The following is a 24,803-nucleotide window of genomic DNA, read 5'->3' as shown; positions in this document are numbered from 1 at the left end:
CCTTCAAGCGATCCCATTGCGCGCCCGGAACCCGCCGGGCGCGACGCCGTGAATCTCCTTGAACCGCTTCGAAAAAGCGGCTTCCGACTGATACCCGACTTCCGCCGCGATATCCGCGATGCTCTTCGTCGTATGCGTGAGCATCGTGCCGGCGAGCTGCATCCGCACGTGGCTCAGCAGCGCGGCGGGCGAACTGTCCGAGTGCGCCGAGAATGCGCGCATGAACGTGGCGCGCGACATCGCCGCTTCCTTCGCGAGCAGTTCGAGCGTCCACGGTTCGGCGGGGCGTTCGAGCATCGCGATCACGGCCGCGCCGAGCCGCCGGTTCGCCAGCAAGCCGAGCACGCCCGCGAGCGTCGGCTGCTCGGCGAGCCAGGCGCGCAAAAGCATCGTGAAAAGCGCGGTCGATAACGCCGCGACGATCGACGGCGCGCCAAGCTGCGCTTCCTCCGCTTCGCGTCGCATGGCGGCGACGAGCGGCGCGAGATAAGGCGCGGACGCGCGCGTGAACGATACGTGCACGACATCGGGCAACACATCGATCAGCAACGCGCGCGGCGCGTGAAGGAACCGGCCGCATAGCAGGTCCAGCGCGGGCGCTTCCTCGCCGCAGTTGCTTCGCACGATGACCGCGCCGTTGTCGCGCGCCTGCATCGCACTGGCTTTCGATGCCGCGCCCGCCGCGATGGAAAGCACGTGCGGATCGCCGCGAGGCAAGAAGAGAATATCGCCCGCATTCAGCGCGATCGGCGGATGTCCGTGGCGCACGACCTCGCACGCGCCGTCCAGAACGACGTGATAGATCGCTTCGCCCGCCGGCGCTTTCGCGTGATCGAGTTCGAGCGGGCCGGCAAGCAGGCAGCGCAAATCGAGCGCGCCGGAAAGATGCGCGAGCTGGATCAAGCGGTCGAGCGCGTCCATGTCCGAAGCCCCAAGCGCTATTTCGACACCGCGCCCGCCAGTTCTTCGGCGGCGACGGCTTTCTTGCGCGTCAGCGAATCCGACACGCTCGCGATCAACGCGCGCAACCACGCGACATCCGTCGATTCGTCCGGCTGCGGCAGCGAAAGCTGATAGCACTTGATGCGCGGAAACGGCACTGGCGAATCGAGCACCGCGAGCGGCAGCATCGCCGCGTAATGCTGCGCGAAGCGGCGCGGCGCGGTGAAGATCAGGTCCGACTGCAACAGCACCTGCGGCACGAGCCCGAAGTACGGAATCGTCGTGACGATGCGGCGCCGCACGCCCGCGCGCGCAAGACCGATATCGATCGGATGACGCTTCGCGCCGCTATACGGCGTCGGCGCGAGATGGGCGGCGCGCGCGTAACGCTCGACGGTCAGCGGCTCGCGCGCGAGCGGGTGATTCGCGCGCATCAGGCACACGAAGACATCCGTGAACAGATCGTGGCGCTCGAAGCGCGGCTCGGGCTTCGTCCAGTTCGCGAACATCAGATCGATCTCGCCTTCGTCGAGCGCGCGCTCGTGATCGCGCATCGGATTGAGCGATTCGATCTCCAGCCGCGCATTCGGCGCGGCATCGCGGAAAGCGGCGACGAGCGTCGGCATGAAGAAATCGTTCAGATAATCGGGTGCGGCGACGCGAAACGTGCGGCGGGAACTGGCGGCGTCGAAATCGCCGTGCGGCGTCGCGACGAACTCCACCTCGCGCAACGCGCGCTGTGCGGGCGCGAGCAGCGTCTCGCCGTATTCGGTCGGCACCATGCCCTGCTTGCCGCGCACGAGAATGGGATCGCCCAGGATTTCACGCAGGCGGCGCAGCGCGGTGCTGATCGCCGGCTGCGTCTGATTCAGCCGCTGCGCGGTCTGCGTGACGCTGCGCTCCAGAAGCAGCGTGCGCAACACGCGAATGAGCCAGATGTCGAGGGAATCGGCGGGATCGTTCATGGGCCTGGGACGAAAAAACGAAGGGCGCGGCGGCGCGCCGCTTCATCACGCGCGCCACGCCGCACCCGAAGTTAACCGCGTTCCGATTATTGACGCCATAGCGCAAGCCCTATGCACGGCATCGGCAATCTCGTGCGATTGCGCCGAGATCGCGCCGCGTGCGCTCAGGCGCCGATTTCCGCCGCGTTGCCGAAGTCCGCTTCCTTCGGCGCCATCGGCAGATTGCTGATGCGCTTCACCTCGGCGGCTTCGAGCCAGTTCGGCGAGCGCGCCACGTACAGCACCATCGGCAGCGTGTCTTCGCCCCAGAAAATCTGATCGTTGACGATGAACGTCGGCACGCCGAACACGCCCATCTGCACGGCGCGCTCGTTGTTGTCGCGCAGCTTCGCTTTCAGGTCTTCATCGTCGATGCGCAATTCCGCCTCCGGCATGCCGACGCGCTCGCACAGCGCGCGAAAGCCCTCGGGCGTCGACGGATCGCGCCCTTCGCGCCAGATGAAGCGGAAGATGTCGCGCACGCACGTGATGTCGCCGTTCGCGAGCACGGCGAGGCGCAGCGCCTTCACCGGATCGAACGGATGCGCGGGCGGCATGCGAAACGGAATGCCGAGCTGTTCGGCGCGAAAGAGCGCGTGGCGATACGTGAAGACGCGCTTCGAGGGAATCGTCGCGGCGTGCGGCTGCTTCCAGCGGTCGAGCAGCTTCAGCAATTGCACCGGCACGAATTCGAACGGCATGTCGGGCCACTTCTCGTGCTGCTCGAGGAGCAGGTAGGAGAACGGCGAGATGAAATCGAAGAAAAAGTACGGTCGACCGTCAGCGGTCGAATGCGGGGCACTCATGTCGTTTCTCCTTGCTTTTGGCGCCTGGCGTGGCCTCGTCGCTCGTCGCTGGATGGTGCGGGTGTCGCGAGCTTTTGCCGGTCTTCGTCAGGCGCGGGCGTCGTGTCCTGCATTCTTCGCGGCCAAAAAGCGCCGCGTGTCCTCTCGATCGCTTCGCGCGCGCTTCCCGCTATCCACGATCGATTCGTTAGATATTACGTGCTGCCTTGCTCCGTGTCTGCACGCGACGACGCCTGCGCCGATGCAGCCGATGCCACCGTTCGGCGGCGCGCGACATCGACATCGGCATCGCCCGGCGCGACGGCGGCGTTCGCCAGCCGCTCGCGCACGAAGCCGATGTGCTCGCGCAGCACGTAGAACTGATCGGCGAACGCGAGCGGCATCTTCATGCGATTCACCGCCGATTCGATCCCGTCGATGCGGTCGAGCAGGGCGTCGCGCTGCGCGGTGTCGGGGCCGCTGATGGTTTCACGTTCGATCGCAATCAGCGCGCCATACCAGCGATAGATGCGCGACTTCACGCGCCACCGATACAGCCCCGGCACGAGCCGCAAGCCGGGAATCAGCACGACGATCAGCGGCACCAGCACGACGAGCACGCGATCCGCGAGACTCGCGAGCCAGAACGGCAGCGTGCGGTACAGGAAACTCTTGCCCGACTTGTAATAACGCTCGGCGTTGTCGCTGATCCGGAATTCGTGGGCGAGCGGCGCGGGAAATTCGTTCGCCCGCTGCAGCAGGTTCGCGCGGCTGTGGACTTCGCGCGCGGCCTCGACGAGCAGATCCGACAGCGCGGGATGCAGGCTGTCGCGCGCGATCAGTTCGGCGGTCGGCGCGATCATGTGCACCGGGCGCGGCGGCAGGTTCGTGGCGAGATCGAACGCGCCCATCGGCAGCTCGATTTCGGTCAGATACGGAAAGCGGCGCGCGTAGGCATCGGCCTGGGCGAAATCCATGAAGCGGATGCCGGGCGTGCGCACGAGCTTGGCCATCGTCGGCGGCTGCGCGGAGTCGCCGGTCAGGAAAACCGCGTCGATCTGGCCGTCTTCGAGCGCCTTCGCGGCTGCGTCGCCGGCGAGCGGCAGAAGAGGCGTGTCGCCGCCCGGCTCGATGTGGTTCGCCTTCAGAAGCGTCAGCGCGAGCGCGCGCGTGCCGCTGCCTTCCGCGCCGATCGCGAGCCGCCTGCCTTTCAGCTCCGACAATCTCGATACGGGTGCGCCGCGATAGAACACCGCGAGCGGCACATACGCCACGCTGCCGAGCGATTCGAGATTGTCGGGCGTCGCGCCCGGCTTGGTCATGCCGCCCTGCACGAAGCCGACATCCACGCCGGATTTCGGATCGGAGAGGCGCGCGAGGTTGTCGAACGAGCCTTGCGTTTCGATCACGTTGAGCGTCACGCGATTGCGCGCGAGGATCGTCTTGTACTTCTGCGCGCTGTTCCAGAACGAGCTGCCCTTGGGACCGGCGGCGATGGTCAGCGAATTCGGCGGCGCGGGCTGGATCAGGCGCACGGCGAAATACAGCGCGACGATGGCCACGAGCACGATCGGGCCGAAAGTCATCGCGAAATCGCGCCAGGAAATCGCCACGAAGCGCGCGACGATCTTCGGTTGCGGACGGCGCCGCGTTTTGGACTTCGCGTCGGAGTGTGCGGATTCGGTATCCGCTTCAGGCTGGGTCATGTCGATGCGTCGAGTCGGATTCCTGCCCGAGAGCTTAACCGAAGGCGCGGCGCGGGCGGTCTGCCGATCGCGGCGGCGCGGCGCCAGCCGATGAGTGTGACACGCGTATGGACGCGTTCATCGCACTGTTGCGAGCCGTTGCAGCGAAGGCGCGCGCGTCGTTAAATGTTTTGCGCTAATGGCCGCGCTGGGCTAAATTGACGTTCGCCGCCGTACGATAAGAAAACTTCTGTCCGCAGCCCGATAGTTGGGCTTTCAGGGCGTGCGCCGCAAAGCCTGGCGCGTCATCGCGCATCGAGCGTGCGCCGTGCGGCAGGTATCCATAGACGAGCCGAGGGCCATCGAGCCCAATCGATCGGCCGGGTTTGTTTCGTTCGCCAGCCTCTCGCAGCACGGCATCACGGCATCACGGCATCGCGGGCTTCTTCGCCGCGCAATCGTCAGTCGTTCTCATCGACGCTCATCGACGATTCGCGCGGCCACGATCGCGCGATGCGGTCCGGTTTGATGTGCAAACGAGCGAAGCAGCACTGTGCGAAGTCAACAAGCGAAACAAAAGGAGAAACCATGAAAGCAGTCGATCTGTTGAAGGCTCTGGGCGTCGTGGTCTGCGTGACGGTGGCGTCGAGCGCCTATGCCCAGTCGAGCGATGCGGCGGCCACCACCAGCACCGAATCCGCTGCGCCGACCAAGGCGCAGAAATCGGCGACCAAGAAAAGCGATCGCTCGCTCGGTTATGCCGTGCGCCGCGCGCTGTCGAAGGCGCAAGGCTTCGACGTGTCGAATGTCTTCGTCCGTGCACGCGGCGGCGCGGTGACGCTGACCGGCACGGTGCCGGAAGGCGCGCAAATCGCGCAGGCGGAAGAAGTGGCGAAGGGCGTGTCGGGCGTGAAGTCGGTATCGAACAAGCTCACGCTGAGCGCGCAGAACGGCGGGAAGTGATCGAACGGTCGAGCGGACCGCTTTGACGTCGAACGGGCTCCGGTTTCTTGCCGGGGCCCGTTGTCGTTTGTGCTTGCCTGACTTTCAGTGCACGACGGCCGACGCAGGCTCCGCCGCCGATGCCGCCACCGGGTCCGATGCCGCCGCAGCCTGCGCCTGCCGCTTCGTCTCGGCTGCGGCTTCCGGCGCCTGAATGGCCGTCGCGGCGGCGGCGGGCGCCTGCACGACGATCGGCGTCGGCGTCAGCTCCGGCGACGTCACGATCAGCGACGGCGCGAGCGGCTTGCTCTCGATTTCATCGGCGGCAACGGGCGAACTGCGCGGCACCGTCCGCAGATAGTGGCCCATCAGATTGAAGAAGCGGTCATAGAATTTGCCGGCCGGCACGGTTTCGCTCGAAATCTTGACCATCGCGTCGCTGTTCGAGCGGATCGGCAGCGAAAGCGAGCCGAGCACGCTCAGGCCGACGCTCGCCGACGTATCGCTTTTCTTCAGCGTATAGCCGTCCTGCACGGCGTTTACATACGCGATGCTCTGATTCGCCGTGTTCTCGCCCGGCGTGCAGACGACGTGGAACGACACGACGACGTGCGTGTCGGCGGTCGGCTGGAAATTCTTGGTGGCATCGACGGTATCGGGCTGGGCCATTGTCGTGAGGAAGCCTTGCGACAGCAGCGCGCGGCGCGCGGCTTCGCAGGTTGCGTTGACGGTGGCGTCGAAATTGTGCGCGAACGGGCTCGTGCCGGAATTGAAAAGCTCCTGCTGATAGGTCGGAGTGGTGGCGGCACGGCCTCCGCAAGCGGCGAGAGCAAGTAGACCGAGGGAAACGACAGCAAGGCGCAACGACGAGATGGGCATGGCGGCGGCGAGAACGAGATGTGTGACACGGCAGACACAAATTGTAGTGCCGTCGGACTCGTCGGTGGAAAAAGCGAAATCCGAAATCGTTGTGAAATCCGTGGCTTACAGTGATATGACCGGCTGAAAGGCGCGTAGTTCGGTGTTTTGTGCGACGTTTCCGGACGCCGAAAAGCCCGGCTTGCGAGCCGGGCCTGGCGAGCGGCAAGCCGCTTGGCGATGTTACGGGCGGCTGTAATCGACCGCGTTGACGGCGGCGCGTTGCACGCCGCCGGATGCCGATGTGCCTTCGGTCGCGCCACCGAACGACGTCGCCGCGACGCCTTGCTGCGCTTGAACGCGAGCTTGCGCGGCCTGGATGTTGGCCGGGTAAGTCGTCTGATCGCCGGCCGGGTTGTAGCCGGCGCGTTCGAGTTGAACCAGTTGCGCCTTGACGTCGGCGCGGGTGAGGGCGCCATTGTCTTGCGCCTGGGCGAAAGCCGGAACAGCCAAAGCAGATGCGATGACGATGGCAGGAACGATCGACTTGAACATGATGAAAATCTCCGCAACCCGATTCGGGGAACGTCGCAGCGGGTTTGGCACTGCTTCGTCGTTGAGAGGCAGTGTAGGCGCGTCGGGACCTAGTAAAAACCCTAATACGACGAAATCAAAATTGTGGGATTGACATCAATGGATCGGCTTTCGAGCGTGGCGCCGTTGCGGCCACCGACCACGCCGCCCCGGTAAATCGCCAACGGCATCTGCCGACCATGGAATATCGCGCCGCCTCCATGCATGTAACCATGTACTCCCATTAAATCGGCGATCAGCACCGGAAAGGTGCGCTTCGACTACTGGTCGCAGTCCGTATCGAGTTTCCCAATTTAGAAAAGCCGCTCCGTATCGTCTGAATTATCGCCAGTGTTATCATCAGATAGATTTGACGAAATTGCGTCCCAAGTTCGTCAGAAGATGGCAATTTTTTCGGCATGTGTTTATTCAAACCCAAACTGTGTGCGCTGACACACAGTTCTTAGGTTCGCCTAACATGCAGTATCGGACACATTGCAGACAGCAAGGTTTTTCTGCAATTTGTGGGACGATACGGCGCCGCAAGCAGAATATCTCGCCGAATACTTCAGATTACTATTAGCTTTCTTTCTGCTAAGAATACCGCGCCAAGACCTCGACGGTTTTGGCGCCGGGTAATCCCGCGTTAAACGAAAAGCAGGCCGTGACATCCGCCGCCATACCGCATTCGAACTCGGGCGGTGATGGACTATTGGCGAGTTGGAAACGCCAATTAGCGAGCGATGTTATCGTTTTCCCCAGCATCACGGCATGGAATGCGACTTTGCGGTCCTGTGAAAAAAGACGCACGTAATGAAACTGCACTGACCGAGTAAAGAAAGGGTTTTCCCTTTCATTATCTCTTTGACGTCGCAATATCGTCGCGTTAGGCCCTTCGCCGCGAGAAGGCTCGCTGCGACGACAAGCGGCGATCAGCAACGAGAAGCAACGGCAAGCGCTGTCGATGGACGTTGTGCCTATGTCCTATGAAACGTTTCTACAACCTGACATATAGGACTGCGAATGTACGAGCCTCTCGACAAAATTGATGTTATCAACACATCTGAGGGCTTTCATGCGTTGCGCGAGCAATGGCATGAGCTTTGGATTCGCGCGCAGGGCAAGCATCACGAATCGTTTATCGTCTGCTGGCTGGCGTGGGATCGTGTCGCAATGCCGGCGGGAAAATCGCTTCGTCTTATCACGGTGCGCCGCGATCGGCGGCTCATCGCCGTGTGGCCGCTGGTTCGTTCGCGTCACCGTCTCTGGACCGTGTTGCAGCCGCTGGGCCCGGATTCGGCGGACTATACGACCGTGCTGGTCGACCCCGACTATGCCTCAGTTCAACTGACGAAGTCCATCTGGCTCGCGGCGCAAAAACAATGCGCGGCCGATCTCATCGTGCTGCCTTATCTCGACTGCGCGAGTCATCTGTATCGGCTCGCCGTCGAGCATGACGGGCTAATAAGAAACACGGCCGATTCGTATGCGGTCGCGCGCCTGTCGCGCGAAGCGAACTGGGAGAGCTTCGCGGCTTCGCTCGGCACGATGTCGGGATGGAAGCCGGGCGCGCTGCGCCGGCGCATCGAAAAGAAGGGAAAGGTCGAAGCGACAATGCTCGGCCCCGAGGACACGGAAGAGAACGCGCGCATGATCGACTGGATGCTGGCGAACAAGCGCGGGTGGGCGGAGCGTGCTGACAAGAAGGGCACGTGGCTCTATTCGCGCGCGTACCGGGATTTTCTGATCGCGCTCGCCAATCAGCCGGGCGAGGGCGATGAAGACGCGTGCGCCCGCATCCTCGTGCTCAAAATGAACGACGCGCCCATCGCGGTGAGTCTCGTCGGCATGGGCAAGGGCAACATGCTGGGCGTGATGAACAGCTTCGATCCGCGACACGCCAAGCTCATGCCCGGCGCGATCTCGGTCGAAGCGTGGGTGAAGTGGGCGCTGGAACGCAAGCAGGATTTCGATCTCGGCGTGGGCGACGAACGTTTCAAGCCCTACTGGAGCAAGGGAAACGTTGCGGCCGTGTCGAGCCTCGAAATTGCCCATTCGGCATGGGGACGCGTCGTTCATGCCATGCGCGAGGTGCGCGCAAGCCGCCGGCCGTCCATGCCGGTGCGCCAGGAAAACACGTAGCGCGATTTGCACGACATGCATCCTTGCCTGGAGAAAGATATGAACTCAACTCAAAGTCAGTGGTGCAAAGAAGAATCGACGTCGCTACGCAGCGCAAGCGTCGACGTCGAAATCGTCCTGTTCGACGGATTCTCGCTACCGGGCGTGGCGGCGGTCATCGAAGTTTTTCATCGCGCCAACGCAGCCGCGCGAACGCCGTCGGGCGGCGCGCCGCTTTACAACGTGTCGCTGCTGTCCGCATCCGGCGGATCGGTCGTCAGTTCGTCGGCGGTGCATGTCTGCACCGAGAACGCCGCGGCCCAGCGCGCGTCCAGTCCGACGATTCTGCTGTTCATCGCGGGCGGTGCAGGCGCCGAGCGCGCGGCGTGCGACGAACGGCTGTCCGCATGGGTGCGCCAGCGCCACGCGGTCAGCACGATCGTGTGCCCGATCTCCGAGGGCCAGCTCATTCTGGACGCCGTCGGACTCGCCGCGCGATACGACGAGCCGCATGCCGATGCGCCCAATGTGCATCACATTCATCGGCACGATCAGGCGCACAGCGCGCATGCAGTCCGCGCCGCGTTGCGGACGCCCAAGGAGAATCCGCGCGACGGAATGCTGGAACGGCTCGCGCGCGCGCTCGCGCCGGATACGGACGACGCCGACGCCGATATCTCCTTCGACGCGGCATTGCCGCATCCCGTCAGCGACAAGATCATGGCGTCGGCGCGCTGGCTTCAGGCCAATGCCGAGCGTCCCATCTCCATCGAACTGGCCGCCGAAGTCGCCGCCATGAGCGAGCGGAATTTCCTGCGTCGCTTCAAGGCCGAAATCGGCGTGACGCCATCGGACTATTTGCAGCGGGCGCGACTCGAGTTGAGTTGCCGGATGCTGATCGAATCGCAACTGCCCGTCGACAAGATTGCGCGCCGCTGCGGTATCGGCAGTGGCGGGCAGCTCGCGAAACTGTTCAAGAAGCATCTCTCGACCACGCCCACGGAATATCGCTCGCGCAATGCCGGCGGTCACCGCGTGTTCGTTCGACCCGCCGATTCCCGATACCGCGGCGCCTTGCATTCGTGCACCTGATGTCTCGTTATCGGTCTGTCCGTAACGGCCATAGCGTATAGGGGCGCTTCGCGGGCTTGTCCGGCGCGTGGTCCTGCTCCGCGTTGAGGCGTCCCTTCGCTGCGTGCACGGGGCGATCGGCTTCGCATCGGCGCAACAGTTCTTCAAGCTCGCTCACCGGTATGGCGACGGATTTCATGCGGAGTTTGTTTGCGCGGTCGATCAATTCCTGTACGCGCTCGATCAAGGTCTCTGTCATTTTGAGTCAATCGCCCTTGGCATGACCGTCCTGACTGGCCGGTCGATAGATGAACACAATAGTACGGAAACCTAACGATCGTTCGCGATCGTCCCGTTAAATTAGGCCGACTTGCCCGCCTCGCTTCGTCGCTTCGCGCGCTCGCGCGAACGGCTTCGTATGCCGCGGCAAATGGCGAAGTCGGCCCGTATTTTCTCGAACTGGTATCGGTGAATCAGTTGTCCGCCGAAGCCCGCCAGAAACTGAAGAATGCCCGCGGTCGACGTGCCGTCGAAGTCCAGGTCCAGCTTCTTGTCGCGCGCAATTTTCATCGCTTCCCAGACGAGCAGCGCGACTGCGCCGCTATGCGACGTGGCCTGCCGCGTCGTCAGAAGGTAGTAGACGTTGAAGCGGTCCCAGACGAGCGCGGTCGCGGCGCACAGCGAGCCGTCGTGATCGAACGAACCGATGATCGTGCCCACACGACGGGCCGATACTTCCCGCAGCACGCGACGCATGACCTCGGAGCCGTATTCGTTTTCGAGGCGGCGCGTGGAGAGGTTCGCATCGTAGAAATCGACGAAGGCATCGACACTTTCTATTTCGCGTACGACGAAACGCTCGGACGAACGTCGAATGCGGTTTCGCGTGTTCCATCTGAGCCTGCTCCACGCGGCTTGCTCGTCCGCGCCCGGCGACAGCCTGAGCGTGAACTGCACGGACACGTCGAAGCCCGCGAGCCTGAACGCGGCGGCTTCGGCGTCGGACGCGCATGGATCGGCAAGCTGATGAAAGTGCGCGCACTCGGGTAACTGGGCGATCAGTTGTCGCGTGACATCGAGGCGATGCACCCATTCGGGGCCGCCTGCGTCCGCCGCTTGCGAGCGAATGACGGGGCCGAGCGTTCGCGTGAGCGGCGGCAGATACGACACGCGCCACAGACGGCTCTTCTTCGTGACCGAGTAAGGCATCTCTGCAATGGTCTCGTTGCCCGTCTTCACGATGGCCGCCTGCCAGTTGTTATCCGTCGTGGCGTCGAGCCACCATGGTTCGTGAAAGAGGGATCGTTCGGTCAGACCTTTGTTCGGCTGATGAAGATGCAGCGGGTCGAGCGCCTGATCCGCCGAGTGCTTCACGGAATGCGGTTTCAACGGAGCCGGAACCGCGGACATGGGAATCTTTTCAATCTTCATGGCAGTCCTTTTCCTCTCGCGTCGACCAACACGATGCTAGGGAAAACTATCTATTCCTTTCCGTCAAAGGCGGGCTCAAAAACGCCAAGCCGTGATGCGGAGGCGCGGTCGAAGTCGGCGGCCATCAACGTTGTCGGATTCGATCACGACAGTGACGGAATTCGCCACACGACCCGCCCTAGCCTTGAGGCTTATATGCCGCAGTGGCGAGAATCCCAACGACCGGGTCGATCAACATGTCAGAAAAGCAGCTGTCAATCATGGGGACGCGGGGCATCCCGGCGCAGCACGGCGGATTCGAGACATTCGCCGAGCGGCTCGCGCTCTACCTGACCAAGCGAGGATGGATCGTCACGGTCTATTGCCAGGGTCAGGTCGGCGGCACGCAGGTGGTCGAAGACACCTGGTGCGGCGTCAAGCGCATCTTCGTGCCGGTCAAGCGCGACGGCGCATTCGGCACAGTTGAATTCGACTGGAAAGCGGTGCAGATCGCGGCCAAACGCGAGACGCCGCTCGTTCTCACGCTGGGCTACAACACGGCGGTCTTTTGCACTTACCTTCGTGCTCACGGCGTCAAGAACCTCATCAACATGGATGGGCTCGAATGGCGTCGTACCAAATGGCGCTGGTACGAGCGGACGTGGCTGTACATGAACGAGCGCATCGGCTGCTGGACGGGGAATCATCTCATCGCCGATCATCCGTCGATTGCGATGCATCTCGCGACGCGCGTGAAGAACCGGAAGATCACCATGATCCCCTATGGTGCGGACCGGATTGAAGGATCGGGCTGCACGGTGCCGCGCGAACTCGGCCTCGGGCAGGTCCGCTATGCGCTCGTGATCGCGCGTCCGGAGCCGGAGAATTCCATCGCCGAAATTGTGACTGCGTTCTCGCGCCGGCCGCGCGGCGCGAAGCTCGTCGTGCTCGGCAAATACGATCCGGCCGGCAATGCGTACCACCGCGAAGTGATGGACGCGGCCGGTCCCGAAGTCCTGTTTCCGGGCGCGATCTATGACCAGCACACGGTGAAGGCGCTGCGCTATCACGCGCTTTTCTATCTGCACGGGCATCAGGTCGGCGGCACGAATCCGTCGCTGGTCGAATCGCTCGGCGCGAGTTCCGCGGTCATCGCGCACGACAATCAGTTCAACCGCTGGGTCGCCGGTCCCGACGCGCGCTTCTTCGCCAACGAGTCCGAATGCGATCTGCACATCTCCGCGCTGCTCGCCGATCCACCGACCGTGCGGGCGATGCGCGAGGCAAGCGGCCGCCGGTTCGACAGCGCATTCCGATGGGACAGCGTGCTCGCACAGTACGAAGCGCTGCTCGAACGCAATCTCGCCGACGAGAAGAAGCCGAACGTTTTCCCGGTACCGCCGGCAGTCGAACCGGCTCCGCTCGGCATGCTGCTCAAACCCGCCGCCGCCGCGAAAGCCAGCGCGCTTCCCGCGACGGAGGCACGTGCTCACCTTTCCAGCGTCGAGGTCGATGCAATCTTCAAGGATACCGAAATATCTGGCCGGCACTGAGCGGCTGAAAGGCGCATGAAGGACAGGCTCTTGCAACGCATCAGATAGTCACGGCAATCCGGAACGAACACGATGAATCACGGCAAATCACCCGCGCTGGACCGAACGGAAGAATCCGACGAATACGGATTCGTGCGGCTCATCGACATCCTGATCGAGCAGCGTCGAATGATGATGCTCGTCACGATCGTCTGTGTGCTGGCGGGCGTGCTGTATGCCTTTCTCGCGCCGCCGGTGTATCAGGCCGACATCATGCTGCAGGTCGAGGACAGTCCTGAGATCGCGTCGAGCCGAAGCACGATTGCGGATGTATCGGCGCTATTCGATGTGAAATCCACCGCGCCGGCCGAAGCGCAGATACTCGGCTCGCGCCTCGTCGTGTCGCGCGCGGTGGATGCGGTGCGCGCCTATATCGTCACCGCGCCCAAGCGTGTGCCGATCATCGGAAGGCTCGTCGCGAAGGACGCGTCGGACTTGTCGAACCCCGGTCTGTTCGGGCACGGCGGCTACACGTGGGGCACGGAGTCGATCAAGGTTTCGTCCTTCGACGTACCCGCGCGAAGCGAGGAAAAGACTTTCACGCTGACCGTTCTGCCCGGTGAGCGCTACGAGCTGACCGGACCCGGAGTCGAAGCGGGCGTGGAAGGGCGCATCGGGCATAAGGAAGTGTTTCGCGTCAAGAACGGCGATATCCGCCTGACCGTCGATTCGCTCGCCGGCAAGCCCGGCGCGGCGTTTTCGCTGACACGCCGCTCGCGCTCGGCGACGATCGAGGACATTCAGTCGAGCCTGAACATTCAGGAAAAGATCAAGCAATCCGGCGTGGTCATCGCCACGCTGCAGGGCAAGGACAACGTCTATCTGCGCGATCTGATGACGCAGATCGGCAAGGAATATGTCAGGCAGAACGTGGATAGAAAAGCCGAGGAAGCGGCGCAATCGCTCAGATTCCTCGATACGCAACTGCCCGTGCTGAAGCAGCAACTGCGCGCATCCCAGGAGCGGCTCACGCGATTCCGCGACGAGAACGGCATGTTCGATCTGGACATGGAAGCTCGCGTCATGCTCACGCAGTCTTCTGAAACGAAGGCGCGGCTGATTCAGTTCATTCAGAAGAAGCAGGAGTTGTCCTCGCGCTTTAGCGGCAGTTCCAAGGATGTGCTCGCAGTCGACCAGCAGATCGCCACGTTACAAAAGCAGGCTGACGCGTTCGAGGACAGGATGAAGCGGCTGCCCGGGCTGCAGCAGGAACTGGCGAGAGTGATGCTCGACGTGAAGGTGAATACGGATCTCTATACGTCGCTTCTGACCAATTCCCAGCAACTCATGCTCGTGAAAGCCGGCAAGGTGGGCAACGTGCGGCTCGTGGATACGCCGGACCTGCCGGAGAAAGGCGTCAAGCCGAAGAAGTCGCTCGTGCTCGCGGCCACGCTGCTCTTCGGGCTCATCGCGGCCACGGTGGCGGCCTATGCGCGCAGCGTGCTGTTCGGCGGTTTCAGTTCTCCGTCGCAAATCGAGAAGAGCATTGGCCTCAGCGTGTTCTCGACCGTGCCGTTCAGCAAGATTCAGGCGTCGTTCTCGCGTCGCGGCACGAAGCGACCGTGCAAGCTGCTGGCGTACGAAGCGCCGCATGATCCTTCGATCGAGAGCTTGCGAGGCTTGCGCACGGCCTTGCAGTTCGCACTCGATCAGGCGAAGAACGCCGTGGTGATGGTGACGGGCCCGACGCCGGGAGTCGGCAAGTCGTTCGTGTCGGCCAATCTCGCGGCGCTGCTCGCCACGACAGGCAAGCGCGTTTTGCTCATCGACTGCGATCTTCGCGACGGGCATCTGCATCTCTGCTTCGGCGCACAGGCCAACGCGGGCTTTACCGAATTGATCACGGGCGAGGCGAGTCTCGCGACCGTGATTCGCAGAGTCGGCCCGGAACTCGACTTCATCGCGAGGGGCGCGCTTCCGCACAACCCGTCGGAACTGCTTGCACGGAAGAAGGTGCAGGAGTTGATCAACGACTTGTCCCTCAAGTACGACGTGGTGCTGATGGATTCCGCGCCCATCCTGACCGCCACCGATGCGACCGTGCTCGCTTCGTCGACGGGCACCGTGTTCATCGTTGCGCAGGCGGGCGTCACGAAGGCGGGCGATATGACCGAGTGCGTGAAGCGGCTCTCGCAGAACGGCGTGATTCCGGCCGGCGTGATCTTCAACGGCGCGAATCCGAATCTCGGCCGCTACGGATTCGGTTCGACCTACGGCTCCTATCGCTACACGCCGCACCCGTATCCCGAGCCGCCCCGGCTCATCGAATAGCGCGTCCGACGTCGAATGGCGGTCGAAAAACGGAGCAGTTTTCGCGGTCACAGGTTCACCTTCGTCTACAACGAGACATGTCACAACCCAGGATTTCCGTGCTGATGCCGGTGCATAACGGTGAGGCGTTCATCGAGGAGGCAATCCGGTCGATCCTGCAGCAGCGATACCGAAACTTCGAGTTGTTGATCATCAACGACGGATCGGACGACCGGACGCATGCCATCGCCACGCGGATCAGCCAGGATGATCCGCGCGTGCAGCTTCTGTCTCAGGAGAAGGCGGGGATCGTCGCCGCGCTGAACCTCGGCATCAGCCACGCGAATGGAATGTATCTCGCGCGAATGGACGCGGACGATGTCGCGCATCCCATGCGTTTTTCGATTCAGCTCGAACGCATGGAAGCGGAGCCGCGTCTGGTTGCGTGTGGAACGGACATCGTCAAATTCGGGCGCTCGCTTCAGTACGTATCGACGCCGGCCACCGACGAGGAATGCAAGGCCTTGCTGATGATCGAGAGCTGCTTCGCGCACCCGACGGTGATGATGCGCGCGCAAGTCATTCAGCAGCGAAGTCTGCAATACAGGGCCGACGACAAGTTCGTCGAGGACTACAGGTTGTGGACCGAACTCGCCACGCACGGCGAGTTCGCCAATATCTCGCTTCCGCTGCTGCGATACCGCACGCATCACGACCGCGCGGACACCTGGCGCACCGAACGTCAACGCGACGCGCATGTGCGGATAGCGAGCGAAATGCTCGAACGGCACGGTTGTCCGATAGAGAGCGAGACACTCAGGAAGTTTCTCTGGCCCTCGGATTCAGGCGTGAAGAAAGCGCTCGAGTATTTTCTCAGCACGGGCGTTCTGGCGAAAAGCATCAACGCCACCGCGCCGGATTGCGACTGGCTGCGCGAACGCACCCGAAGAATTCGCGTTCGCAACACGATGAAGATGGCGGCGCGCAAGAACGTGTAGGCCGCTGACCGAAGATGAAGACGGTTAAGGAGTGGCGAATGCGGACCAACAAGATGGTGGATGTGAGCCTCGTCGTGGCCAATTACAACAATGGCCGCTATCTCGAGGACTTTTTCAACTCGGTGCGAAACTCGACGTGCCTGCCGCGAGAAATCATCTTCGTCGACGACGGCTCGAAGGATGATTCGCTGAGCCTCGCGCGCAAGGCAACCGATGCCCTGCCGAACATGAAGATCATCGCGCTGCCGGCCAACGTGGGCTTCGCCAATGCACTGAACGTGGGCATCGCGAATGCGTCCGCGACGTTCGTCATGCGCATGGATCCGGACGATGTGCTTCACCCCGAACGCATCGAACGCCAGTACGGCTACATCACCCGGCACGAACTCGACGTGGTCGGCAGCAACGCGATCATGTTCCACGACTCGACCAACGTCGTCATCTGCCAGACGAATTTCCCTGGAACGCACGGTGAGATCGAAAGGACCATTCTGAAGGGCGAGAACGGCGTGCTTCACGCCACCGTGATCGGCCGCACGACCTTCTTCAAGCGCCTTCCCTACATTCAGGAAAACGTGCCGGCCGAAGACTACGACATCTTCGCGCGCTTTCTCAAACTCGGCGCGCGATTCGGCAACGTGCCCGAGCCGCTGATCCGCTATCGGATACACGAAAAGAGCGCATCGAACAGCCTCAAGTTTTCGACTATCGCGAAGACCTACGCGCTTCGCGACACCATCTTCGGCGTCTACACGCCGCGCTGGCGCGTGGTGACCTACTACTGGTTCATCAAGTCTTACCGAAACTATCTCGCATCGCGATCGGTGATATCGAAATGTCTTTGGGCGGGACTCTCATCAGTTTGCTATCCTAAGAAACTCATGCGGAAGATCGCCACGACCTTCATCTTGCGGCCGGGGAGATGATGGGGAAGATAACGCCATATCGTTCGATGGCGACGAGGCATTGCGTCCGGGAGGTCGCTCGAAATGCGCCGTGAAACGGATGACATGCTCATCTACTATGTTGTCGGCGCTTTTGCTCTCGACAATATCGTCAATTACTTCGTGGCGGTGCCGGTGTATGTCGCGTCGATTCCGGTGTCGCTGTTGATGATGTTCCGCCTGACGCGCAACCGGCTCGACCGTCTCTGGTTCATCGCGTGCATTCTGTGCCTCGGTTTTTCCGCGGTGGTCAACTTCTTTCGCTTCGCGATGTCGATCGAGGACATCTCCGACATTCTCTTTCTCGCGCAGTTTTTCTCGGCTTTCTTTTACGCGAAGAACTCGCGTGTCAGTCCCGTCGCGATCAGCCGCGCCACCTATGTCTTCGCGATACTTTTCCTGCCGGCGCTCGCCGGCATCAACGCGGGAAGCGCCGAGGCGGACCCGGACGTGTTCCTCTCGGGATCGAGAGACATCGAATACCTCAGGCTCTATAACCAGGGCATGTATCGGCTTCCTCACGTGGCGTCGTATCTGCTTGCCTTTGGCTGTCTGTGGTGGACATACCTGGCTTCTTTCAGCCACAAGGCCAGACACTTCCTGCTCGCCGCGATCTTTCTTTTCCTGACGCTGTACACGGGATCGCGCACACCGATCATCGTGATGGGCGCGGCTTATCTCGTCGCGAACTTCCGTTTGCAGGCGAGAGAGATCGTGATCACCGTGGTCATCTTCGTGATCGCGGGGTTCGTCATCGCGAACATGAAGGACATGATGGACTACCTCTTCGGTAGTTTCCTCTATCAGTACCTCTCGTTTTTCGACACGATGATCAACAACTTCGACCGTCTGAGCCGGGTGATCATCTGGGATAGCTGGTTCTCGGCGATATCGGACTTCGACGGGCTCGACTTCATCGTCGGCCGGAATTTTTCCAGCTCGTTCGACTTCAACTCGCGAAAGATCGGACTCAACATCTGGTTCCATAATGACTTCCTCAGTGCGTTTTACGCGTACGGCATATTCGTTTTCTCCGCGTATCTCATTCCGCATCTGATCGCGATCAAGGTAGCGATACGGCGACGCGCATCGGCGCGGCTGCTTTGCTTGCTGGGCCTGTATATCTTCGCGGCCGCATTCGTGAACGGCTTCTATAAATACCTGCCGATCATGTTTTTCGTCCTGCTGTTTTCCGACAGGTCGGAAGTGGCCGCCTATGCGAGAGGCGCTTCGTTCCGGCGCGCGGCGCAGCGGCGCGTTCAACTCGACGTCGACGAAGCGACAGGGGCGCGATGATGAAGTGCGCGCTTTACCGGGTCGTCGTACTGTTCAGCGCACTGCTGCTGTCGACGGCACGCGCCGACGATACCGTCGGCGTCTACTACTATCCCGGGTGGAAACATTCTCCGCCGCTCGTCAACGATCAGCCGTGGGACGCGATACGCAAGTACGGCGGCCGCGAGCCGCTTCTCGGCTGGTATGACGAGGGCAGCGTCGATGTCGCGACACGTCAGCTTCAGTGGATGCATGACTACGGCATCGACTTCGTCATTTACGACTGGTACTGGATCAACGAGGGAGGCGCGGCGCTCACGCAGGCGATCGACGCATATTTGAAGTCGCCCGCGCGGTCATCGGTCAAGTTTTCGATACTGTGGGCCAACCACACCGATACGCCGAGTTCCGTCGAACAGTTCGATGCCATCGTCGATTACTGGATCGCGCACTACTTCGGGCAGGCGTCGTATTACCGCGTGAACGGCATGCCGGTCGTCTTCATCTTTGCGCCTTACGATCTTCAAAGCAAGGCGTCTTCTTTCGGCACGGATGTGTCACGGCTCTTCGAACGCGCGCGCGAAAAAGCGGTGAAGGCGGGTCTGCCGGGCATCTATTTCGTCGCGACGAGCCAGGCCGTGGCGGGCCCCGTCGAGCAGGATCTTCCCGACATGGGGTACTCCGCGATCAGCGCCTACAACTACCATTTCGGACTCGCCGGAAGCTGGTCACGAAATACACCGCTGTCGCACTCGTATGCCGAACTGGCCGAGGGATATCGCGAAAGCTGGATGTGGATCCTCGCGCATTCGAAGCTGCCGTACTTCGTGCCCGTTACTTCCGGCTGGGACAAGCGTCCGTGGGGCGGCAGTCCCGACAGCCTGCACGACATGTCGTACAGCACGCCGGGCGAGTTCGGCGAGCATCTTCGACAGGCGCAGGCCGTGCTCGACCAGTATCCCGAGAAGACGCTGCGCACGGTGGTCATCTGCTGTTGGAACGAGTTCGGTGAAGGCTCTTATATCGAGCCGACCAAGCGGTGGGGCTTCGACTATCTGAAGCAGATAAGAACGTCATCGACACACGTGCGCCGCGACACCCGCACCGCGCGCAATGGACATGTGCCGGTCGCAAGCGTCACGTCGCCGTGATTTCCTTTAAGCAGTGGAGAGGCTATTTCGACATGCGCCGCCAAAATCAGGGAAGCCTGACCAATCCAAGAGATTCAATGGTGTCAATGTCCCTGGTGATCGTCGGCCAGATCGTGATGTTCGCGTGCGTGTATCTTCTGGGCCACTGGTACGGTGCGGGCACGCTCGGCACCTTCAACTACTGGCTGGCGATCGGCTCCTTCACCAGTTCCATTCTCGCGTTCCGCTATGAACTCGCGTGTGTCGATGATTCGCCGGCCGAGTCGTTCAGCGCCTTCGTCAACGCGAGCCTTCTGGCGGCCGTCGTCGCGCTGACGTCATTCGTCGTGACGTCGCTGCTCGGTCATCCCGACCTGTGGCTCATCGAGCTGTACTCGCTTGCGTCGTTCATCCAGATGGCGGCGTCGCTGTACTACAACAGCTTGCGCTGGTACGGACGCATGGCGCTTTCTCGCATCGCCATCAACGCGGCTTTCGTCGGCTTCCTGCTCGTCGATCACGTCTTCGATGTTTCGCGAGGATCGAACCCGTTCGTCTGGTACACGTGGATCACGTTCGGCGTCGCGCTCGCGATGACGCTGAGCATCGTCAGAAGCGGGCGCAAGCAGGGCTTCGCGTGCCGGCTTTCGCGGCGCTTCTTTATCGATAACCGCAGCTTCGCGATCTATATCCTGCCGTCGACGCTCTGCAATTCGGTCGTGCATTATTCGCTTTCGATCGTCATCCCGCTATGGTTCGGCGCGGAAAGCGGCGGCTATTTCGCGGCGGCGTATCGTCTGGGCTTTTTCCCCGTCGCGCTCGTCGGGCAAAGTCTGGGCGGCGTGTTCAGGCGCGATGCCGTGGCCGCCGTGTCGAAGAACGACGGCGGCGAAGGGCTGCGTCAGGTCTATGTCACGTATGCGCGCACGCTCGCGCTGTTCGGTGCGCTCTATGCGCTCGCGGGAAGCCTGCTCTTTGCGCCGCTCGTGAGGCTGACGCTCGGCCCGGACTGGCACGAGACGATCGAACTGTTTTATCGGCTCATTCCGCTGTTCACGTTGCAACTCGTCTTTCTGCCGCTTGCACAGGTTTTTCTCGCCATCAGGTCGCAGCGCACGGATTTCCTGTTCCAGCTCACGAGTTGCATTGCGCTTGTGACGACCCTGTTTCTCACGAAGCTCGCAGGCTTGCCGGTTCAGCAGAGCGTTCAGGCGTTTTCGCTTTCGGGCGCGGTGCTCACGGTGCTCGGGATCGTGTTGACTTATCGCGTGTCGTTCGCGAAGCGCAGTCCGCTTTCCGAAAGGGCCGCATGAGGCGGACATTCAGGCGCGCGGCCGCGTCGTCCAGATGCGCACGGTTTGCGTGACGCCTTCGTCGTAGCCTATTTCATCCGCGGCGTAAGGCACCGATGCGGAAAAGCGGCAATCGAGGATGGGTGAAGCGTCGAAAAGCTCTTTGCATAAAGGGTTGAGATACACGATCGACAACGCTTCGATCGCGCCGCGCTCGTAAGCGGCGGTGAGGCTGTCGAGCAGCCGCGTCATCGTCTGAAGGCCGAAAGGGTTGAAGAGATAGACGACCAGCTTGCCGGACGGAAAGTCGGCCTGCAGCGCGTCGGCCGCGTAGGCGCGCATGGGCACGCGCTCGGGAAAGCGGCGCGCGACGATCTGCGCGTTGCGATTGGCGATATCCACGAGACGCGAGGCGAGGTCGTAGCCGATGATCTCGCGGAACGGAAATTCGCTCGCGACGATCATCGGCCGGCCCTTGCCGCAGCCGATGTCGACGAACGCGTGGTCGCGCAGATCGCCGAGTTGCCGAAGGGCGAGCCGGACGGTACTCGGCTGCGAGCCCATGTAGGGGAAGCTGCCGGCGTTCTTGTCGTCGCCGTAGATGGCTTCGGGCGGTTCGATGCCGCCCGTTTCAGTGCCGAGCGCCTTGTCGAGCGGATGGGTGCGATAGCAGCCCGTGTACACCACCTTCAGGACGGGTACGTGCTGCGCGAACTTGCGGATGCGCGGGAGGTAGAGCAGGGTCTGCACGCTGTCGGGCAAGGCCGCGACGATAGCGATTAGCGGCCACTTGACGCGGCGCTTCAGCCGTTTGCGAAAGCCGCCGACCGGAGTCATCGTGTTCATTGCCGTCACCCTCGTATGATATTACGTGGTACGAACGATTATGAGCATGCCTGAAGGCTCGCGTTTCCGTGCCATGCATAGCTTAAACGACGTCGCCCGGTTTCGATGCAATTATTCGCTGGCGCAAGATTTCTTGCCGACGCCGATGGACAAGCGCAAGGAGAGCGCGACGCCAAGCGCCGTTTCGTGAGGCGCTCGAATGTCGGCGAAGATGCAACCAAAACGGCTCATTGGTGTCGGATCACCGGCACGCGCGCGAGCGTCTCACGAAACGCAGCCGGCCGTTTCCTCGCGTGTCCCCTGCGCCCATCGGTTCAAGGCCGGATGAACGTAATTCAGCGCCCGATGAACTCCGCCCGTCAGCTACCTCCTTGAAATTGTCAAATGCCGTCCATATAATTGGCACTCACGGCACGAGAGTGCTAACAAGATTTCCGTCCGGCGGGTTTTCACCTAAAAGACGGGTTTTCCCGCGTTTTCAGTCTCATTCAAGAGAGGAGTGTGTATGAACCTTCGTCCTTTGCACGATCGCGTCATCGTCAAACGTCTGGACCAGGAAACCAAGACCGCATCGGGCATCGTGATTCCGGAAGCAGCGGCAGAGAAGCCGGATCAAGGCGAAGTCCTGGCCATCGGCCCGGGCAAGCGCGATGACAAGGGCGCGCAAATCGCCCTCGACGTGAAGGTCGGCGACCGCGTTCTGTTCGGCAAGTACGCTGGCCAGACCGTCAAGGTCGACGGGCAGGAACTGCTCGTCATGCGCGAAGAAGACATCATGGCCGTTCTGGTCAAGTAAGCATCCTTCCTGCAATCGGCTTCGCCACAGGGCAGCGCTACGCAGCGCGCCGCGCCGAAGCCGAAGCACACTGAAACGAATCAAGGAGTCTGGATATGGCAGCTAAAGAAGTCACGTTTGGCGATTCCGCACGCGCCAAGATGGTCGAAGGCGTGAACATCCTGGCCAACGCGGTCAAGGTCACGCTGGGTCCGAAGGGCCGCAACGTCGTGCTCGAGCGCTCGTTCGGCGGCCCGACGGTCACCAAGGACGGTGTCTCGGTCGCGAAGGAAATCGAGCTGAAGGACAAGCTCCAGAACATGGGCGCGCAAATGGTCAAGGAAGTCGCTTCCAAGACCAGCGACAACGCCGGCGACGGCACCACGACCGCTACCGTCCTCGCGCAATCCATCGTTCGCGAAGGCATGAAGTACGTCGCGTCGGGCATGAACCCGATGGACCTGAAGCGCGGCATCGACAAGGCCGTTGCTGCTGCGATCGAAGAACTGCGCAAGATCAGCAAGCCCTGCACGACGAACAAGGAAATCGCGCAAGTCGGCTCGATCTCGGCGAACAGCGACACGTCCATCGGCGAGCGCATCGCTGAAGCCATGGACAAGGTCGGCAAGGAAGGCGTGATCACCGTCGAAGACGGCAAGTCGCTGCAAGACGAGCTGGACGTCGTGGAAGGCATGCAGTTCGACCGCGGCTACCTGTCGCCGTACTTCATCAACAACCCGGACAAGCAAGTCGCCGTTCTGGAAAACCCGTTCGTGCTGCTGCACGACAAGAAGGTTTCCAACATCCGCGATCTGCTGCCGGTACTGGAACAAGTCGCGAAGGCTGGCCGTCCGCTCCTGATCATCGCTGAAGACGTCGAAGGCGAAGCGCTCGCAACGCTCGTCGTCAACAACATCCGCGGCATCCTGAAGACCGTTGCAGTGAAGGCTCCGGGCTTCGGCGACCGTCGCAAGGCCATGCTGGAAGACATCGCGATCCTGACCGGCGGTCAAGTCGTCGCGGAAGAAACCGGCCTGACGCTGGAAAAGGCAACGCTGGCTGAACTGGGCCAGGCGAAGCGCATCGAAGTGGGCAAGGAAAACACGACGATCATCGACGGCGCTGGCGAAGCCGTGAACATCGAAGCGCGCGTGAAGCAAGTGCGCAAGCAGATCGAAGAAGCGACGTCGGACTACGACCGTGAAAAGCTGCAAGAGCGCGTGGCCAAGCTGGCCGGCGGCGTTGCAGTGATCAAGGTCGGTGCTGCGACCGAAGTCGAAATGAAGGAAAAGAAGGCACGTGTCGAAGACGCACTGCACGCCACGCGCGCAGCTGTGGAAGAAGGCATCGTGGCAGGCGGCGGTGTTGCGCTGATCCGTGCTCGCCGTGCAATCGACGGCCTGAAGGGCGCCAACGCCGACCAGGACGCAGGTATCAAGATCGTCCTGCGTGCAATGGAAGAGCCGCTGCGCCAGATCGTCACGAACGGCGGCGAAGAAGCTTCCGTCGTGGTGGCGGCTGTTGCTCAAGGATCGGGCAACTACGGCTACAACGCGGCAACCGGCGAGTACGGTGACTTGGTGGAAGCCGGCGTCGTCGACCCGACGAAGGTGACGCGCACGGCGCTGCAAAACGCGGCATCGGTGGCAGGCCTGCTGCTGACGACCGACGCAGCCGTCGCAGAACTGCCGAAGGACGATGCTCCGATGCCTGGCGGCATGCCCGGCGGCATGGGCGGCATGGGCATGGACATGTAATCTGGCTTCCGAGCCGAGTTACATCGGCGCGGGCTTCGGAAGAGGCTCGCGTCATGCCAGAAAAAAACCCGCAGCGATGCGGGTTTTTTTTCGTCCGTCGAAAGCTTACTTGTTCATTTCGTCGCGGAGTTTTTGCGCGGCGGCCTTGTAGTCGTAAGTCGGATAGAACTCGGTGGTGTAGCCGCCCCACGCAGTCGTTTCGATCGCGCGATTTACTTCGCGCAGCCGCTCGGCGGGCACGCGCAACGTCACCACCTGGCCGATGCCCATCATCACGTACCACGACACCACTTCCACGCCCGGCGGCGGGAACGTCTTGAAGAAGCCTTGCTCCTTCAACTGTTCGTTTATCTTCGGCAGCGGCTTGGATTGATCGTGCTTCAGGAAGATGGTCAGCAGGAACGTGCCGTCGCCGACGGGCGTCGCGGGCGGAACCTGCGGCGCGTTGGTCTGCGCCTGCGCAGGCAGCGCAAGATGAAAGAGCGAGGCGAACATCGCGGCCTGAACGAGGCGTGCGGTCCATCGTGCCGGCTTGTGCATCGGGCAATCTCCT

The 24,803-nt window shown here is 61.9% G+C and carries 23 protein-coding genes; 13 read left to right on the top strand and 10 right to left on the bottom strand.

The features are described from left to right. Positions 1-3: 3 nt before the first annotated feature. The 4 genes from NCR39_RS10690 to NCR39_RS10675 form a co-directional block, all read right to left on the bottom strand. Positions 4-921 carry an AraC family transcriptional regulator gene (locus NCR39_RS10690; RefSeq protein WP_250452169.1) on the bottom strand — a complete coding sequence of 306 codons (918 nt, stop codon included), beginning with the start codon at positions 919-921 and terminating at the stop codon, positions 4-6. A gap of 17 nt (positions 922-938) precedes the next feature. Beyond that, the gene (locus NCR39_RS10685) at positions 939-1,907 is read right to left on the bottom strand and encodes a LysR family transcriptional regulator (RefSeq protein ID WP_250452168.1); all 969 of its coding nucleotides are present in this window, start codon (positions 1,905-1,907) and stop codon (positions 939-941) included. Positions 1,908-2,071: 164 nt separating this feature from the next. After that, positions 2,072-2,752 carry a 2-hydroxychromene-2-carboxylate isomerase gene (locus tag NCR39_RS10680; protein WP_250452167.1) on the bottom strand — a complete coding sequence of 227 codons (681 nt, stop codon included), beginning with the start codon at positions 2,750-2,752 and terminating at the stop codon, positions 2,072-2,074. Positions 2,753-2,946: 194 nt separating this feature from the next. Continuing rightward, positions 2,947-4,437, bottom strand: a complete 1,491-nt coding sequence (locus tag NCR39_RS10675; RefSeq protein ID WP_250452166.1) for a TAXI family TRAP transporter solute-binding subunit — start codon at positions 4,435-4,437, stop codon at positions 2,947-2,949. Positions 4,438-5,004: 567 nt separating this feature from the next. Between NCR39_RS10675 and NCR39_RS10670 the strand changes: the two genes are divergently transcribed. Next, on the top strand, positions 5,005-5,379 hold the full coding sequence (locus NCR39_RS10670) for a BON domain-containing protein (protein WP_250452165.1): 375 nt from the start codon (positions 5,005-5,007) through the stop codon (positions 5,377-5,379). A gap of 84 nt (positions 5,380-5,463) precedes the next feature. Here NCR39_RS10670 and NCR39_RS10665 read toward each other — a convergent pair whose 3' ends face one another. Then, positions 5,464-6,237 carry a DUF2242 domain-containing protein gene (locus NCR39_RS10665; RefSeq protein WP_250452164.1) on the bottom strand — a complete coding sequence of 258 codons (774 nt, stop codon included), beginning with the start codon at positions 6,235-6,237 and terminating at the stop codon, positions 5,464-5,466. A gap of 222 nt (positions 6,238-6,459) precedes the next feature. Further along, on the bottom strand, positions 6,460-6,771 hold the full coding sequence (locus NCR39_RS10660; protein ID WP_250452163.1) for a DUF4148 domain-containing protein: 312 nt from the start codon (positions 6,769-6,771) through the stop codon (positions 6,460-6,462). Positions 6,772-7,812: 1,041 nt separating this feature from the next. Between NCR39_RS10660 and NCR39_RS10655 the strand changes: the two genes are divergently transcribed. Both NCR39_RS10655 and NCR39_RS10650 read left to right on the top strand, forming a co-directional pair. Beyond that, on the top strand, positions 7,813-8,931 hold the full coding sequence (locus NCR39_RS10655; RefSeq protein ID WP_250452162.1) for a GNAT family N-acetyltransferase: 1,119 nt from the start codon (positions 7,813-7,815) through the stop codon (positions 8,929-8,931). A 39-nt stretch (positions 8,932-8,970) separates the two neighbouring features. Then, the gene (locus NCR39_RS10650; RefSeq protein WP_250452161.1) at positions 8,971-10,002 is read left to right on the top strand and encodes a helix-turn-helix domain-containing protein; all 1,032 of its coding nucleotides are present in this window, start codon (positions 8,971-8,973) and stop codon (positions 10,000-10,002) included. 7 nt (positions 10,003-10,009) lie between these two features. Here NCR39_RS10650 and NCR39_RS10645 read toward each other — a convergent pair whose 3' ends face one another. Both NCR39_RS10645 and NCR39_RS10640 read right to left on the bottom strand, forming a co-directional pair. After that, positions 10,010-10,180, bottom strand: coding sequence for a hypothetical protein (locus NCR39_RS10645; protein WP_250452160.1), 171 nt, complete (start codon positions 10,178-10,180; stop codon positions 10,010-10,012). 161 nt (positions 10,181-10,341) lie between these two features. Continuing rightward, entirely contained in the window at positions 10,342-11,412 is a 1,071-nt protein-coding gene (locus NCR39_RS10640; protein ID WP_250452159.1) for a GNAT family N-acetyltransferase, read from the bottom strand. Positions 11,413-11,648: 236 nt separating this feature from the next. Here NCR39_RS10640 and NCR39_RS10635 point away from each other — a divergent pair, with 236 nt between their 5' ends. The 7 genes from NCR39_RS10635 to NCR39_RS10605 all read left to right on the top strand — a co-directional run bounded on the left by NCR39_RS10635 (position 11,649) and on the right by NCR39_RS10605 (position 20,893). Next, a complete protein-coding gene (locus NCR39_RS10635) occupies positions 11,649-12,944 on the top strand; it encodes a DUF1972 domain-containing protein (RefSeq protein ID WP_284507173.1) in 1,296 nt (431 codons plus the stop codon). 72 nt (positions 12,945-13,016) lie between these two features. Further along, the gene (locus NCR39_RS10630) at positions 13,017-15,254 is read left to right on the top strand and encodes a polysaccharide biosynthesis tyrosine autokinase (protein ID WP_250452157.1); all 2,238 of its coding nucleotides are present in this window, start codon (positions 13,017-13,019) and stop codon (positions 15,252-15,254) included. A 77-nt stretch (positions 15,255-15,331) separates the two neighbouring features. Beyond that, positions 15,332-16,231 carry a glycosyltransferase family 2 protein gene (locus NCR39_RS10625; RefSeq protein WP_250452156.1) on the top strand — a complete coding sequence of 300 codons (900 nt, stop codon included), beginning with the start codon at positions 15,332-15,334 and terminating at the stop codon, positions 16,229-16,231. 38 nt (positions 16,232-16,269) lie between these two features. Further along, entirely contained in the window at positions 16,270-17,157 is an 888-nt protein-coding gene (locus NCR39_RS10620) for a glycosyltransferase family 2 protein (RefSeq protein WP_250452155.1), read from the top strand. 84 nt (positions 17,158-17,241) lie between these two features. Continuing rightward, on the top strand, positions 17,242-18,471 hold the full coding sequence (locus NCR39_RS10615) for a hypothetical protein (protein ID WP_250452154.1): 1,230 nt from the start codon (positions 17,242-17,244) through the stop codon (positions 18,469-18,471). Next, positions 18,468-19,601 (top strand): glycoside hydrolase family 99-like domain-containing protein, encoded by a 1,134-nt coding sequence (locus NCR39_RS10610; RefSeq protein ID WP_250452153.1) that lies wholly within the window; start codon positions 18,468-18,470, stop codon positions 19,599-19,601. The genes NCR39_RS10615 and NCR39_RS10610 overlap by 4 nt, the downstream gene beginning before the upstream one ends. A gap of 77 nt (positions 19,602-19,678) precedes the next feature. Continuing rightward, positions 19,679-20,893 (top strand): lipopolysaccharide biosynthesis protein, encoded by a 1,215-nt coding sequence (locus NCR39_RS10605; protein WP_250452152.1) that lies wholly within the window; start codon positions 19,679-19,681, stop codon positions 20,891-20,893. 9 nt (positions 20,894-20,902) lie between these two features. Here the strand turns inward: NCR39_RS10605 and NCR39_RS10600 are convergent, their stop codons facing one another. After that, complete coding sequence (locus NCR39_RS10600; protein WP_250452151.1) at positions 20,903-21,718, bottom strand: class I SAM-dependent methyltransferase; 816 nt, start codon at positions 21,716-21,718, stop codon at positions 20,903-20,905. A gap of 46 nt (positions 21,719-21,764) precedes the next feature. On the opposite strand from NCR39_RS10600, the gene NCR39_RS10595 reads away from it, so the two are divergent. The 3 genes from NCR39_RS10595 to groL all read left to right on the top strand — a co-directional run bounded on the left by NCR39_RS10595 (position 21,765) and on the right by groL (position 24,250). Further along, on the top strand, positions 21,765-21,908 hold the full coding sequence (locus NCR39_RS10595; protein WP_250452150.1) for a hypothetical protein: 144 nt from the start codon (positions 21,765-21,767) through the stop codon (positions 21,906-21,908). 315 nt (positions 21,909-22,223) lie between these two features. Then, positions 22,224-22,514, top strand: coding sequence for a co-chaperone GroES (locus tag NCR39_RS10590; RefSeq protein ID WP_006999126.1), 291 nt, complete (start codon positions 22,224-22,226; stop codon positions 22,512-22,514). Positions 22,515-22,609: 95 nt separating this feature from the next. After that, positions 22,610-24,250, top strand: coding sequence for a chaperonin GroEL (gene groL, locus NCR39_RS10585; RefSeq protein ID WP_250452149.1), 1,641 nt, complete (start codon positions 22,610-22,612; stop codon positions 24,248-24,250). A 105-nt stretch (positions 24,251-24,355) separates the two neighbouring features. Here groL and NCR39_RS10580 read toward each other — a convergent pair whose 3' ends face one another. Then, on the bottom strand, positions 24,356-24,790 hold the full coding sequence (locus tag NCR39_RS10580) for a hypothetical protein (protein ID WP_250452148.1): 435 nt from the start codon (positions 24,788-24,790) through the stop codon (positions 24,356-24,358). Positions 24,791-24,803 lie beyond the last annotated feature (13 nt).

Origin of the sequence: Caballeronia sp. ATUFL_M2_KS44, assembly GCF_023630965.1 — a bacterium.
Lineage (GTDB): Bacteria > Pseudomonadota > Gammaproteobacteria > Burkholderiales > Burkholderiaceae > Caballeronia > Caballeronia concitans.
Note: the sequence above shows the minus strand (reverse complement) of the source record. Positions and strands in the feature narration are given on the sequence as shown.